Annotated in this window: 17 protein-coding genes and 1 pseudogene; 2 read left to right on the top strand and 16 right to left on the bottom strand. The window is 35.7% G+C overall.

The features are described 5' to 3' along the window. Positions 1-102 precede the first annotated feature (102 nt). The 6 genes and pseudogenes from xerS to pdxS form a co-directional block, all read right to left on the bottom strand. A complete protein-coding gene (gene xerS / locus QNH17_RS15705; protein ID WP_283873395.1) occupies positions 103-1,191 on the bottom strand; it encodes a tyrosine recombinase XerS in 1,089 nt (362 codons plus the stop codon). 332 nt (positions 1,192-1,523) lie between these two features. After that, positions 1,524-2,437 (bottom strand): annotated as a pseudogene (locus QNH17_RS15700) (tetratricopeptide repeat protein). Between the two features lie 85 nt (positions 2,438-2,522). After that, positions 2,523-2,912, bottom strand: coding sequence for a DUF5071 domain-containing protein (locus QNH17_RS15695; RefSeq protein WP_283879519.1), 390 nt, complete (start codon positions 2,910-2,912; stop codon positions 2,523-2,525). Positions 2,913-2,932: 20 nt separating this feature from the next. Further along, a complete protein-coding gene (locus tag QNH17_RS15690) occupies positions 2,933-3,274 on the bottom strand; it encodes a hypothetical protein (protein ID WP_283873393.1) in 342 nt (113 codons plus the stop codon). A 552-nt stretch (positions 3,275-3,826) separates the two neighbouring features. Further along, entirely contained in the window at positions 3,827-4,417 is a 591-nt protein-coding gene (pdxT, locus tag QNH17_RS15685; RefSeq protein WP_283873391.1) for a pyridoxal 5'-phosphate synthase glutaminase subunit PdxT, read from the bottom strand. Position 4,418: 1 nt separating this feature from the next. Beyond that, positions 4,419-5,303, bottom strand: a complete 885-nt coding sequence (pdxS, locus tag QNH17_RS15680) for a pyridoxal 5'-phosphate synthase lyase subunit PdxS (protein ID WP_283873390.1) — start codon at positions 5,301-5,303, stop codon at positions 4,419-4,421. Positions 5,304-5,409: 106 nt separating this feature from the next. Between pdxS and pdxR the strand changes: the two genes are divergently transcribed. Beyond that, entirely contained in the window at positions 5,410-6,822 is a 1,413-nt protein-coding gene (pdxR, locus tag QNH17_RS15675) for a MocR-like pyridoxine biosynthesis transcription factor PdxR (protein WP_283873388.1), read from the top strand. A gap of 190 nt (positions 6,823-7,012) precedes the next feature. Here the strand turns inward: pdxR and QNH17_RS15670 are convergent, their stop codons facing one another. From QNH17_RS15670 to QNH17_RS15640, 7 genes are all read right to left on the bottom strand, one after another. After that, the gene (locus QNH17_RS15670; protein WP_283873386.1) at positions 7,013-7,789 is read right to left on the bottom strand and encodes a sulfite exporter TauE/SafE family protein; all 777 of its coding nucleotides are present in this window, start codon (positions 7,787-7,789) and stop codon (positions 7,013-7,015) included. A gap of 49 nt (positions 7,790-7,838) precedes the next feature. Next, positions 7,839-8,066: a sulfurtransferase TusA family protein gene (locus QNH17_RS15665; protein ID WP_283873384.1), complete on the bottom strand. Its 228-nt coding sequence runs from the start codon at positions 8,064-8,066 to the stop codon at positions 7,839-7,841. Positions 8,067-8,092: 26 nt separating this feature from the next. Then, on the bottom strand, positions 8,093-9,220 hold the full coding sequence (locus QNH17_RS15660) for an MBL fold metallo-hydrolase (RefSeq protein ID WP_283873382.1): 1,128 nt from the start codon (positions 9,218-9,220) through the stop codon (positions 8,093-8,095). A 114-nt stretch (positions 9,221-9,334) separates the two neighbouring features. Continuing rightward, positions 9,335-9,907, bottom strand: coding sequence for a sulfurtransferase TusA family protein (locus QNH17_RS15655; RefSeq protein WP_283873380.1), 573 nt, complete (start codon positions 9,905-9,907; stop codon positions 9,335-9,337). A 50-nt stretch (positions 9,908-9,957) separates the two neighbouring features. After that, positions 9,958-10,254, bottom strand: a complete 297-nt coding sequence (locus tag QNH17_RS15650) for a rhodanese-like domain-containing protein (protein ID WP_283873378.1) — start codon at positions 10,252-10,254, stop codon at positions 9,958-9,960. A gap of 50 nt (positions 10,255-10,304) precedes the next feature. Continuing rightward, the gene (locus tag QNH17_RS15645; protein ID WP_283873377.1) at positions 10,305-10,784 is read right to left on the bottom strand and encodes a DsrE/DsrF/DrsH-like family protein; all 480 of its coding nucleotides are present in this window, start codon (positions 10,782-10,784) and stop codon (positions 10,305-10,307) included. Between the two features lie 143 nt (positions 10,785-10,927). Continuing rightward, entirely contained in the window at positions 10,928-11,191 is a 264-nt protein-coding gene (locus QNH17_RS15640) for a metal-sensitive transcriptional regulator (RefSeq protein ID WP_283873376.1), read from the bottom strand. Between the two features lie 392 nt (positions 11,192-11,583). Between QNH17_RS15640 and QNH17_RS15635 the strand changes: the two genes are divergently transcribed. Then, the gene (locus QNH17_RS15635; RefSeq protein ID WP_283873375.1) at positions 11,584-11,895 is read left to right on the top strand and encodes a winged helix-turn-helix transcriptional regulator; all 312 of its coding nucleotides are present in this window, start codon (positions 11,584-11,586) and stop codon (positions 11,893-11,895) included. A 194-nt stretch (positions 11,896-12,089) separates the two neighbouring features. Here QNH17_RS15635 and QNH17_RS15630 read toward each other — a convergent pair whose 3' ends face one another. The 3 genes from QNH17_RS15630 to cdaS all read right to left on the bottom strand — a co-directional run bounded on the left by QNH17_RS15630 (position 12,090) and on the right by cdaS (position 13,940). Beyond that, complete coding sequence (locus QNH17_RS15630) at positions 12,090-12,509, bottom strand: DoxX family protein (RefSeq protein ID WP_283873374.1); 420 nt, start codon at positions 12,507-12,509, stop codon at positions 12,090-12,092. A gap of 99 nt (positions 12,510-12,608) precedes the next feature. Next, entirely contained in the window at positions 12,609-13,013 is a 405-nt protein-coding gene (locus QNH17_RS15625; RefSeq protein WP_283873373.1) for a DoxX family protein, read from the bottom strand. Between the two features lie 297 nt (positions 13,014-13,310). Continuing rightward, the gene (cdaS, locus tag QNH17_RS15620) at positions 13,311-13,940 is read right to left on the bottom strand and encodes a sporulation-specific diadenylate cyclase CdaS (RefSeq protein ID WP_283873372.1); all 630 of its coding nucleotides are present in this window, start codon (positions 13,938-13,940) and stop codon (positions 13,311-13,313) included. Positions 13,941-14,072 lie beyond the last annotated feature (132 nt).

The following is a 14,072-nucleotide window of genomic DNA, read 5'->3' as shown; positions in this document are numbered from 1 at the left end:
CTTAGGAATTGAGATAAATTACATTTTTGTTACCATAATAATATTATGTAAACTGATAAAAATTTTAAAATATAAGACTGCCACGAAAATGACAGTCTTTGATCATTCAATTTGCTCTTTCGGCATATCCATTTTATCCACTGCAATTTTTAAGTCATCATTCTTAATATGCGTGTAGATCATCGTCGTTTGGATTGATGAATGACCTAATTGCCGTCTTAACTTAGGTACATCATTGATTTCAGCATGATATCTGGTTGCGAATGAATGTCGGAGCTTATGTACCGATAATGATGGTTTACCAAATGCGGTTGCATATTTTTCAATGAGTTTTTCAACGGATCGGGCTGTTAATCGTCTTGATTTGCCTTTAGGACCTATCGGTGCTGAAATAAACAACGCCTTATTGCTTTTTTCAACCTGGTACTTAGCCGTTCTAATTGAAAGGTAATCTTGCAGGTCAGCCATCGCCACTTGACTAAAATAAACAAATTGTTCTTTATTTCCTTTGCGGATTACTCTCACACAATACTTACTATAATCAATATCGTCTAATTCAATCCCAACTAATTCCGAGAGACGCAGCCCGGAACCTAAGATTAACGAGACAATGGCCGTATCACGTTCCTTATTTAATTGATAAAAGTTATAGAGCTTTTTGTTATCTTTATTCAATTCACCATAATCATTCGCAACAAATAAGCGGAATTTTTCATATTCGTCGCCGAGGAGAATTTTACCTTCCATTTTAGTTGCCTTGGTTTCCATGGTGTCTTTTACTTCATTAAATTCAATCTTAGCCATGACATTACGGTTCATATAAGGCTTTAAGTCTGGAGTTTCCGCAATGTTTTGTAAGTAATTAAACAGTGATTTTAACGCAGATAATTTCCGATTAACGGTAAGTTCTTTATTATTTAGTTGATAATGTAAATAATTAAAAAAACTCTCAACCTCCAAGACGGTCAGTTGCTCTAAACGCTCTAGAGGAACATCTTTGATGGTGCCTGACACCAATTGCTCACTGATCATCCAGTTAAAGAAGATTTTATAATCATGACAGTAATTAAATAAGGAAGCCGTCGAAAGCTTACGTAATTTATGATTAATATATTCGTCTACATACCATGGAAGTTCTTTGAGCAACGTTTGAAGTTTTTGAAATTGTTGCTGCTTTGATTGATTTACCATAAAATCACCTCACTTCTATATTTTACTAAATTGACTTAATTACGTCAAATTTATATTTTACGTAATTATGTAAATGAACCCTAAATAAACTGATTCTACATTTTAGTTCCAGGTTGTCAGAATCTTTCTTGCTTCTTCAATTTGTTCAGTAGTCAGTTCTTGACGAAATCATTGTATGGCTAATTGATTGGTAATAATCGCCACCTCAAGTATGCTTTTACCTTGTTTAGAATTCGCATTGATAAAAACACAGCCACCTTCAGCATCGATTTTACTTTTTTAAAAGCATCTATGACAATGCTTCGACCATCGTGTCTGAGAGTCGAAGCATTTTATTTTTGATATTCAGGATGATTATGCCGCTTACATCCAAATAGATAGCAAGCTCCGGTACGATAAGTTTCAAACTCAAATTTAGGAGTATCACCAGAAGAAATAAGTTTTATCAAATTTTTATACTGATTACTCTCGACTATTAAATCTTCAATAAACTCTTTCTTATCCATTTCCGTCCAGTTTTCTTCAACTTCTTCTTTTTTAGCGTCTTCTATATCTTCTTCCTTCTCTTCAATAGCTTCTTTTATAACCTGATTCATACGTAGTAATTATTAGTTTTAAATAGAGCATAAACAAATCTAAGCACCCAATAAGGATCTATAGAGTAATCTTTGTACCCCGTTTCAAACCAATGAATCGCTTCTTTATAGCAATTCATTTCAATATATAAATCAGCTACATCGATTTCCCCAACAAAATCATCCGCCTTTTTGTTAAACCTATCCAACTTCTCTTTTGCTTCTGTTATTCGCCCTAGGTCAATTAAACATTTAATATGACTATACATCGCATTGTCCGAATCTCCTGCGGCTCGCAAGAAAAACTCCGAAGCCTCTTCCAGCTCTCCAAGGTTATAATTAGCTACAGCTAAATTGTGATATGCTTCATTGGATGGTTTAATCGAAATGGACTTTCGCAATGCTTCCTTAGCTTCTTTCCATTGTTCTTGCCTAATGTAAATTTCCCCAAGAATGTTATATGGAAAGTATGAGGATGGATTCATCTTAACAGCTTCTTTTATTAATTTAAGGGCTTTATCATCATTCTCTTCCTCATACAGGTACATCCAAGCAAGATTATTTAAGGATTGTATGTCTCTGGATTCATGAACTGCTTGTTGAAAGAGTTCCAATGCTTCCTCATATTCATTTTGTTCAAACTTCTCAATTGCCTTTTGATTAGTGTTCAAGTATTACCTCCGAAATAAATTAAATGATAAATGTGATTGAAATTTAAAAATTTTAACCATTCTGCAACCTACTTACAATTTTGAATCATAATTGTATTAATATCTCTTTCGTCTTAACATCAACTTCTTCTAATTTCTCGCCTTCAGAAGGTTTTTCTGCTAATCGAATTAAGTCATTCTTTAGCATCGTTATTGACTCAGATGGAAGTTTCTTAACCAAAACTTCCAGACACCAGAACTTCCATATGTCATCCTCTGTTTCAAATACTTTTCTTATGTGCGGTATTATTTCATTTGGAAAATTTAACAGCAGTTCTGCTATTTTAGGAGCTATTACCCAATTCATATCCTGAATCCATTCCAGTAGTTTGGGCAATAGGAAGATTATTTCTTCACGATTAAGTCCTTTTATTTTGTCAACTGTGTCAATATCAAATTTATCTTTAGGAGTAAATCGTTTAAATGTTCCATTTATAACACCTTCTTTGAAGAGGTTTAGTCCCCTGCCGTGAATATTTGTTTACCCTGATTTAATGCATCTCCGCAAAGCAACTTTAGCTTTTTTGCAAATTTCCTTATTTTTTGATCGAGTATATCTCCTTTTCTATATTCGCTTAATAAAAAATCGCATATAGTAACCAATTCAAGTATTTCCTGCAGTGAAAAAAATTTATCGCCATATGGATCTAAACCTGTAAGTAATGATAATTTTCTTCCTGTATCCTGTTCCTTCCTGAAAAGATACTGATGTATTTTTTCATCAAACTTGACATATGTCTGGGATTTAGCTGCTTCCTTATAAGTATTTGCTATACAAAAATCAATCCCTACGGTCATTTTTCTCCCCTCTTTACTACTTTAAATGTGTACATAAAGAGGGCGCTCATCTTTTCATTTCCTTTTTACCTACGTATACAATTATAATGCCATTCACCTTTTATCCATTTCATAAACCTCAGATGATTTATCATAAATCACCTTCAGGTACTTGTCACTTTGCCATTCAACGGAAAATTCTTTATAAGTCCTGAACGTGTTACCTGATTCATTTTGAAATTTTTCACCTTTATTTTTAATATTCCTTCTATAACAAACCAGCACCGGAAATTCTAGATACATCTAATCCTGTATTACCTAGTTTCGTATACTCCATTTGCAAGTCCTCACTTTCCAAATGTTTTTTTACTCTCATTATTAGTATAAAAATATACGTGATTCTTACAATTGTTAAATGAGAAGAAATTGTTTATTAATGAACAAAACTATCAAAATTGTTCATTATTTTATCCTAGAATTACATAGGAAACAATAACATTTAAAATTTCAGTTCACTATAACCAATAAAAAACGCCGACTGGTCTTTAAAACCAATCGGCGTCCCCTCGAAACCTAATAAGCTAAAACATTTGTATTCTCTCGCACCATTTCAATAAAATACTTCATAACTCTAATATCTTCTGTTAATTCTGGATGAAAGGAACAACCTAAGAATTGACCTTCCCTCGCTAAAACAATGCGCTCTTCATGCTTTGCGAGAATCTCAACATTCTCACCTGCAGCCACGATATGGGGTGCTCGTATGAAAACAGCGGGAATATCCTCTCCTACTCCACTGATGGACATCTCGACTTCAAAACTATCAACTTGGCGACCAAATGAATTCCGTTCGACCACGATGTCCATCACCCCGAGATGCGGCGTATCATTGCCAACGATTTCCTTTGCCAGTAAAATCAGGCCAGCACATGTTCCAAATATCGGAACTCCCCCAGCGGCTAGGGACCGAATGGGTTCAAGCAACTCATAACGGTCCAGCAGTTTCCGCATTGTTGTGCTTTCTCCTCCAGGCAATACAAGACCATTCAATTCTTTTAGATCTTCAGCCGATTTAACTGAAATCGCCCTACAGCCAAGCTCTTCAATTTGTCTTATATGCTCTCTGACTGCACCTTGTAATGCAAGTACCCCTATTTTCAGCATATTACCAACCACGTTCCTGCATACGGTCTTTTACATCTAACGCAGAAATTTCAATACCTTTCATCGGTGTTCCCAGCTCTTTTGAAATTTCGGCAATCAGTTTATAATCACGGTAGTTTGTTGTTGCTTCTACAATGGCACGTGCGAATTTTTCTGGATTATCGGATTTGAAAATACCTGATCCGACAAATACACCATCAGCTCCAAGTTCCATCATTAAAGCGGCATCAGCAGGTGTCGCCACCCCGCCGGCAGCAAAATTGACAACAGGAAGTCTTCCCAATTTTTTAATTTCTAGCAATAATTCAAATGGTGCTCCTAAATTTTTTGCTTCCGTCATTAATTCGTCCGTATTCATACCGACAACGCGTCTTACTTGGGCATTAACTTTGCGTATATGACGAACCGCCTCGACAATATTTCCGGTTCCCGGTTCTCCTTTTGTCCGTAACATAGATGCTCCTTCGCCAATGCGGCGTGCAGCTTCCCCTAAATCGCGGCACCCGCAAACAAAAGGTACGGTATAGTCGCTTTTTAATAAATGGTATTCCTCATCCGCAGGTGTCAATACTTCACTTTCATCTATGTAATCGACGCCCATTGCTTCTAATACACGTGCTTCGACAATATGGCCAATCCGTGCTTTTGCCATTACTGGAATGGTTACAGCGTTCATTACTTCTTCCATAATTCGAGGATCTGCCATCCTGGCAACGCCCCCTGCTGCGCGAATGTCGGAAGGTACTCGCTCCAACGCCATAACCGCAACCGCACCGGCAGCCTCAGCAATTTTTGCCTGCTCGGCATTAATGACATCCATAATAACGCCGCCTTTTTGCATTTCAGCCATTCCACGTTTTACTCTTTCAGTTCCTACTAGTTTCATAAAAATAACCTCCATTCATTTGATATTTACTAGTATAATAGAAATTGACTACATGAAAAGGTTCAGTTTTATGAAAGACAACGTGGTCAGTTGGAGGGAATTGCGAATGGATATGCTAATGTTTAAGTTGGATAATGGTACCGAAAAACCATTGTATGAACAGCTTTATAATGGGATCAAAGATGCCATTATTCAAAAACAAATTGAAGTGGGAACCAAATTGCCATCAAAGAAAAAGTTAGCAGGATTTTTAAATATCAGCCAAACTACCATTGAAATTGCCTATGCCCAGCTCATAGCAGAAGGCTATGTGGCATCCAAACCCCGCATTGGTTTTTTCGTGGAAGAGATCGACGAATTACCATATATTGAAAAAGAAATCCATAACATGCCTGTAGGAAAGGGCAAGAAGGAAATCGTTCAATTTGACTTCCATCCCGGAAAAATTGATGCAGACTCCTTCCCTTTTTCACTTTGGCGAAAATATGCAAAAAATATATATGATAGTAGTTCAAAAGAGTTGTTGGAAATTGGAGATCCGCAAGGAGAATTCGCATTAAGAGTGGAAATTGCCAAATATCTTTATCAATCGAGGGGAATTGTCTGCAGCCCCGAACAGATTGTCATTGGTTCGGGGACGGAACAGCTGCTTCCAATGATTCTAAGGTTACTTGGAAATGATTTAAAATTTGCACTTGAAAATCCTGGCTATTCTGCAATACCTAAAATACAAATGCAAAATAGAGCTATCCCTATTCCGGTGGATGAAAATGGTTTAATCGTAGATGAACTGGAAAAAACAAAGGCCAATATTGTTTACATTACCCCTTCCCACCAATTCCCTACGGGTGCCGTCCTATCCGCAACAAGAAGAACACAGCTATTAAACTGGGCAGCAAAGGATAAAAGCCGCTACATCATTGAAGACGATTATGATAGCGAGTTTCGTTATATCGGAAAACCTATTCCCGCCTTACAAGGGTTAGACCAAAGCAAAAAAGTTATTTATATGAGCACGTTTACCAAATCATTAATGCCTTCTTTACGTGTTGCTTATTTTGTCTTACCATCAACCTTACTGCAAAAATATAAGGAGACATTCAGTTTTTACTCATCAACCGTACCGAGATTCGATCAGCATATTTTAGCTGACTTTATGAGAGATGGCTATTTTTCCAAACACTTAAACAGGATGAGGAAAATTTATCGTAAAAAACATGAAAAATTAACCCAGATATTAGAAACGTACTATCCAGATGTCATGATCACAGGAGACCTAGCAGGAATGCACATCTTAATTTCCGTCCCCCTGGCCAAAAGGGAAGATCAGTTAAAACAAATAGCCGCTAAGGCCCAAATTGCCATCTATCCAGTAAGCGATTATTTGTTAAGTCCCATAGACTATCCATATCCAACATTTTTATTAGGCTTCGGCGGCATTCCATTTGATCAAATTGAACAAGGCATACACCTATTAATGCAATGTTGGAACTACAAAGTGCCAGGCGGACAACTATAATGCTCTATGGCTATTTAAAAATGGAATGCCATTGCCTGCTGTGTAATCGCTGAACAAACGGGGTCATGGTTAAATAGGAATTAGATTAATGCAATGATTATTCATTGGTTCGTTAATTCAACAATTAGGAGCTACCAACACTGGAAGCTCCTTTAATCATTAGAGAAAATAGTTTAAATAGACTCAAAGGTTATAAAATTCCTATCCATGTCTTCACTGCAGTAGCCAAAATTAAACTCCCCAAAATGATTTGCAACACTTTGGTATTCATTCTTTTTCCAGCATTTGCTCCTATTGGTGAAGCAATTAAACTAGCAACAACCATAATAAGTGAAGGTAAAATTGGCACTTGTCCTGTCGCTATTTTACCGGAAACAGCCCCAATCGATGAAATAAGTGTAATAGCTAAGGAACTGGCAATGGTCATCCTTGTTGGAATCTTTAACACAACAAGCATAATAGGCACTAACAGAAAAGCACCCCCTGCCCCTACAATGCCAGCTCCAATCCCCACGACAAAGGCGAATAGTGCTGCATTCCACTTATTAAATTTAAATTGTTCCAGAGGATTGTCATCAATTCCTTTTTTCGGTACAAACATCATGATAACGGCAATTAACGCTAAAATTCCATACACGATATTAATTCCGCTTTCCGACATGTGCGTAGAGCCGAATCCCCCAATTAAACTTCCAATCAGAATACTAATTCCCATGTAAGCAATCAGTGTTTTATTTATATAACCACCCTTACGGTAAGCCAAAACACCACCAATTGTTGCAAAAAACACTTGGATGGCTGTAATACCTGTAACTTCATGTGCTGTAAACTGCCCCATACCAAGCATGACTGGAATATATAACAACATCGGATAGTTGATGATAGCTCCACCTATCCCTAACATCCCAGAAATAAAAGAGCCTACAAACCCAACTAGGAAGATCGTAATCATTAAGCTACTATCCATGATGTCCTCCTCTTTAGAAAAGGGAACCTTGATTGGTTCCCCATTATTTTTAACCTTTTTTAATCCAGAATTTTAACACTTCATTTTCTTCTTCATGTTTTAATAACTCGTGTCCACCCGATTTAGCCCAGGCGGTTAGGTCATTTTTTGCTCCTTTATCAGTTGTGTGGACTTCTAAAACTTGACCGGGTTCTAGTTCCCCAATGGCTTTTTTTGTTTTTATAATTGGCATTGGGCATGCTAATCCTTTTGCATCTAATACTTTTGTTGCTTCCATTTCAATATTCCCTCCTATTTTTAAGCTTAACGAACGGCACAGCGGTTTGGTCCAATTTCCATTTCTCGCTGGTGATCAATATCTGGATTAATTTTCCCCATATTCGTTTGACGAATTTCTTGGTACGCATTTGGTTGTGCTGGTAAGTTTTCAGTCACCAGTTTTCTAAATTCATTTTCATCTTCAATATTGAGCCCGTGATTTTTGGCAAAAAGTGTCCCCAATTTTTCTGAGATACTTCCATCATCATTTAACTCATCAACAATCATAAAGTGGGCTGGCAGAACGATAAGTTCTTCTGATAATTCTCTGTAACGTTTATATAGAGATTCTCTTAAATCACTTACCCAATCCTCTGCTTTACCTGCTAGGTCAGGTCTTCCAATTGAATCAATGAATAAAATATCACCTGATAACAGGAACTTTTCATCCACAACAAAGGAAGTAGAGCCAATCGTGTGACCAGGAGAATATAATGCTTGAATATTAATTGTCGTATTGCCGATTGTAATGTCATTTCCGTCTTCTAATGCTTGATAATCAAAGGTTACGTCTGTTGCATCCTTTGGTGGAAGCCAGTAGGTTGCTCCAGTTTTCTCTGCAATTGTTCGCCCACCAGAAATATGGTCAGCATGAAGGTGCGTATCAAATACATGAGTAATTTTTGCACCGATCCTTTTCGCAAAATCAAGATAGGTATCGGTCATACGGGTTGCATCGATCAGTGCTGCTTCACCGTTTGAAACAACCATGTAAGATAAACAGCCTTTACCTATTCGAACAAATTGATAAATTTCGCCACCATCATTTAGATCTCCCACTTTTACTGGTTCTAAATGTTCACTCCATGCTTTCATTCCATTCTTTAGGTATGACACGTTTAACCCTTCATCTGAAAGCAGTTCTGCTACCATAACAGATGATCCTTCTTTTGCACACACCACTAATACCTCTTTATCAGTAGGAATTTTATCAATGATTTCTTCAACACCATCTAGTAATTCGAAATAAGGAATATTTAAATACTCAAAATTTTCGCCTTCAATTTTCCAATCTATAAAATCACTTTCATTACGCACATCAAAGATAAATAACTCTTCTTTATTAAAAACCTTTTTCGTTACCTCTTTAGAAGTCATTTCATTTACGGCCATCTCTATTTACCCCCCATGGTATTATTTAATTTAAAAAAATATCTGATCCATAAATCTGCTATCAAATTCTTAAGTGTCAACATTATGCTATCAGGATCAAACCGAATACCATGATTAACTGATACCTGTTGTGTCACCTGTCCACTGGCTCATTCCTGGAACAACATTAATTACGCTTGTAAAACCTTTATCGACTAATTTTTGTGCAGCAAGATCACTGCGGTTTCCTGTTCGGCAGATGACAATAATTTGATCTTGTTTGTTTAATTCATTTATTCTCTCTTCCAATTCACCTAATGGAATGGAGATCGCGTTAGGAATATGATGGAAAGCATATTCTACAGCTTCTCTTACATCGATTACGACGATGTTTTCATTTGAATCCAGCTTTTTTTCAAGTTCTTCATTATTTATTACATTTGGATGATTTCTTTCATTGGATTCATCATTAGAAGATTTGCGAAGGTAGTGCTTTAATACTTCGCCTTCTTCGATGGTTCCCAAATATTGATGCCCAGAACTCTCAGCCCATGCTTTCATATCGGCTTTGGAGCCTTTATCCGTTGCTTGGACTTCTAATACTTGCCCTTCTACCAAGTTATTCATCGCCTTTTTTGTTTTAACAATCGGCATTGGACATGCTAATCCTATCGCATCTAACATTACGTTTGCTTTTATGTGATTCATGATAGACCTCCTGTTTATATACCTACAAGGGTATTATTTTTTTATAAAATTTATTCAACTTTACTTTCCCATGCAAGCATCCCACCAACCATGTTAATCACCTTAAATCCATAGCTTTCAAGGAATTGTGTAGCTCGACCACTTCTGCCCCCTGACTGGCATACCATAATATATTCTTTGGATTTATCTAAATCAGGCATCCGAAATTCAACTAATCCTAATGGAATGTTTACAGCACCTGGTATTCTGCCAGAAGCAACCTCAGCCACCTCACGAACATCAATGATATTTAATTTCTTTCCTTCGTTTAGTAATGTTTCAACCTCTTTTGCAGTCATTTGTCTCATCTATCGTTCCTCCTGTTATTTTTGTTCAGTGCCATGCACTCCTCCCTGTTTTAAATAAACAGATTAACATTACCTTCTTCTGCATCTCCTAAATACGCAGCAACCCCTGCATACTCAATTTTATCTAATAGTTCTTCTTGTTTAAGACCTAACAAATCCATGGTCATGGTACATGCTACAAGTTTTACATCCTGCTCTTGAGCCATTTCGATTAATTGTGTTAATGGCAATGCATTATGCTTTTTCATAATATCTTTAATCATTTTAGGACCAATTCCTGCAAAGTTCATTTTCGATAGACCCATTTTATCAGCTCCTCTAGGCATCATTTTTCCAAAAATCTTTTCCATGAAGCCTTTTCTTACGTGAATATGTTCATCTTTACGAAGTGCATTTAATCCCCAAAATGTATGGAAAATCGTTACTTCATGATCGTAAGCAGCTGCTCCATTTGCGATAATATAAGCAGCCATCGCTTTATCATAATCTCCACTAAATAATACAATTGTAGTTTTTTTCTTTTCTGTCATGTTATGTCCTCCTAGGTGTAATTATCTACCTATACCCGTATAGGTATTTATTAAATCAAAAAAATATTTCTTAATCCAAAGTATTGATTTTACCCCCATGGGTATTAATATTAGTAAAAATAAAAGAGGGTGTCAACCCTTTTTTATCGGCTTTTTACTAGCAGATTAACAGCTTCCTTTACTAATTCTTCCATGCTTTTTTCCCCTTGAGTTTCTGCTTTTTGGACACAATCCACCAAATTGGAACTAACAATTACACCGATGGTCCGATCAATGGCACTTCTAGTTGCAGATAACTGGGTGATAACTTCTTTGCAGTCCTTGTTTTCATCCATCATTTTTAAGATTCCTCTTAACTGTCCTTCAATGCGTTTTACCCTATTTTTCATTTGATCAGTATACTCCATGTTTTTTACCTCCTTAAAAAATTATTTTCTATTAAATATCTGTAAGTTAGGGGGTAAAATGATAACTGTTAAAATTAAACATGTCATTTAAGCCTCCTTCAATGAAACGATGTCATTGACAAGCTCTATATTATACCCCTATAGGTATAAAGTCAATAGACTCATTTTAGGGTTCTCTTTTTAAGAATTAAAAACACTAATATTAAGAAAATCACCATATTAACTTTTATAAAATTAGCAATCAATTTATCTGTGTCAAATTGAACAAATAGTATAAATTCTATTCATTTGGTAATTTTGTTCCAGTAAATACTTTATTTTAACAACTGACTTTGTTATTATTATCATATAGTTATTAAAAATAACCAAGATACTATTTGAGGTGTTGATAAATGGATACAGAAAATAAATTATGTAATAAAGTTGAAGAATGCTACCATATTATGGGGAAGAAATGGATTGGCCTAATTATTCATACATTAATAAAGGAGCCAAAAAGATTCAGTGAAATTCATGCCTTCATTCCCGACTTAAGTAAAAGAGTTTTAAATGAACGGATGAAAGAGCTCGAGGAAAATGGAATTGTGCTTAGAAATGTTATTGCAGACCGTCCTGTACGGACTGAATATTCATTAACCAAAAAAGGGACAGAACTCGGACGATCACTCAAAGCTTTGGAAGAATGGGCAGATAAATGGTTGTAAATTAAAAGACCCGAAATGAGGAAAAGCTCGTTACTGCCCTTATCAAAAAATGTCAAAATATTAATCGACACTTCGAATAAAAGAGAAAGGCGCTGGGATTCAATTCCAAGCGCCTTTCTCTTTGTTTACTTCATTATTATACTGTTATTGGAGCTAATTTTTTTGCTACTTCTAATTCAAAATTCCTATTTATATTAAATAGCTTTTGCGTTTGATGAATCCCTATGAAATATTAGTTTACTTAATGAGAATAACTTGCTTCCACTAATGACTAGATATACCGCAATAGCTAAGAATGCTAAATCTAATTCATAGCCAGCCATTTGACCATTTCCTAAAAACCTAATTGCTAATTTTACTTTTACTGTTGCTCCTATCATTAATAATGCAAACAAAGCTGCAACTAGTCTTGTTGCCAAGCCAATGATTAGAAGAATACCCCCAATAATTTCGAGTAATGCAACTCCATATGCGGTAGCTCCTGGTAAGCCAAGACTTTCAAACCAGCCAACTATATTCTCTATTCCGCCTTGAAACTTTACAACTCCATGAATAAAAAATATTGCTCCTAATGTAATTCGTAAAATAAGCGCTCCAATTTCATTCTTTAACATTTTCGTAATTCCCCTTTAATTTATATTATTTAGTAATAAAATGTGGTCGTTACCATGTTGCAGTAATTTTAAAATTGAGATTCTCTAATTAAGGATATTTTAGAATAAGAATAAAAAAGCATCCAATGCATATTGTCCAGGTCCAATTAATGCTAGACCAATTACCACTGCTATTATTGTCAAATTTAATTCGTATCCGTTTTGTGTGGCCCAATATCCATTAGCAGCATGAACCTTTACAATTGCCATTACCATTGTAGCAGCAATCATGGTCGCTGCAAGAGGAGTAAGAAGCCCCAAAGTAAACAATAATCCCCCAATTAATTCTGCTAATCCTGCCATGAGGGCCATCATCACACCTGGTTTCAAACCAAGTGATTCCATCCAGCCTCCTGTACCCTTCAAGCCATAGCCGCCAAACCAGCCAAATAATTTCTGTGCACCATGAGCCATAAATGACAAACCAATCACTAATCTAATAATTAATAATCCAATATTTATCATTATACTTATCCTCCTATTTTTTACCTTGATTTCAAGATATTAATTAAAAAAATATGGCTTTTGAGGTTTGCATTAGCAGCAAAAATGGCTGGTTTGTACATTTCCTTTCCATAATTACACCTCCTGGTTAAATATCTCAAATTAATAAATCTCTAATTCGAGATAATTTTATTACAAATTTACATCATAGTCAATAACAACTTTACAACTTGGGGTCAACAAAATCATACAAACTGAAATTAATAACCATTTTAGTTTTTTTACCATAAATTTATATCCTTAATCTTAAAATTATTCTTATGCATTAAACAAGATAGGGTTTCTAGTATTTATTGGATATAACTTTCCCTCAAACGCGAATGAAATTTTACCCGTTTCTTCAGAAACAACAAGAGCAAGTGCATCGCTTTTTTCGGATATTCCTAGGGCTGCACGGTGCCGTGTTCCAATTTTCTTATCTCCAGTTAACACAGTTGTTAGCGGAAGTACATTTGCTGCTGAGACGACTGTATTTCCCCGTATTAAAACTGCACCATCATGTAATGGATTTCCAGGATAAAAAATGGCTTCCAATAATTTTGGTGTCACCATAGCTCCTATTGTTGTTCCTTTTTGGATAATATTATCAACAGAATCACTACGTTCAACTATAATAAGTGCACCATGATTTTGTTGCGATAGGATTTGAGCAGCGATAGATAAGTCATTATATGTATCAGTAAAGGATGATAAATAGCAATTTAAATAAAAAGAAGCCGCCATGGATTCAATTTTTAGTAGATGCTCTTTTACATCCTCTAAACTCCCTAATACACAGTGGTTTTCGTTAGCTAGGACATCTAAATTGGCTTCGAGTAAATTAATTATATGTTTAATACCATCCTCCAAATTTTGCTTTAACGGTGAAAAATCACAATTACTCTCCATTTAAATATTCCTCCAACTATTAGCTAAAAGCCTTTAATTCCACTTTTCTATTGTTTACGATACTTGTTAGAAATAGTATAAGTTCGGCGATTAAATTTTATTTATGAGAGCATACCATCATAATCTTAAGCA

The organism is Neobacillus sp. SuZ13, assembly GCF_030123365.1.
Taxonomy (GTDB): domain Bacteria; phylum Bacillota; class Bacilli; order Bacillales; family Cytobacillaceae; genus Neobacillus.
Note: the sequence above shows the minus strand (reverse complement) of the source record. Positions and strands in the feature narration are given on the sequence as shown.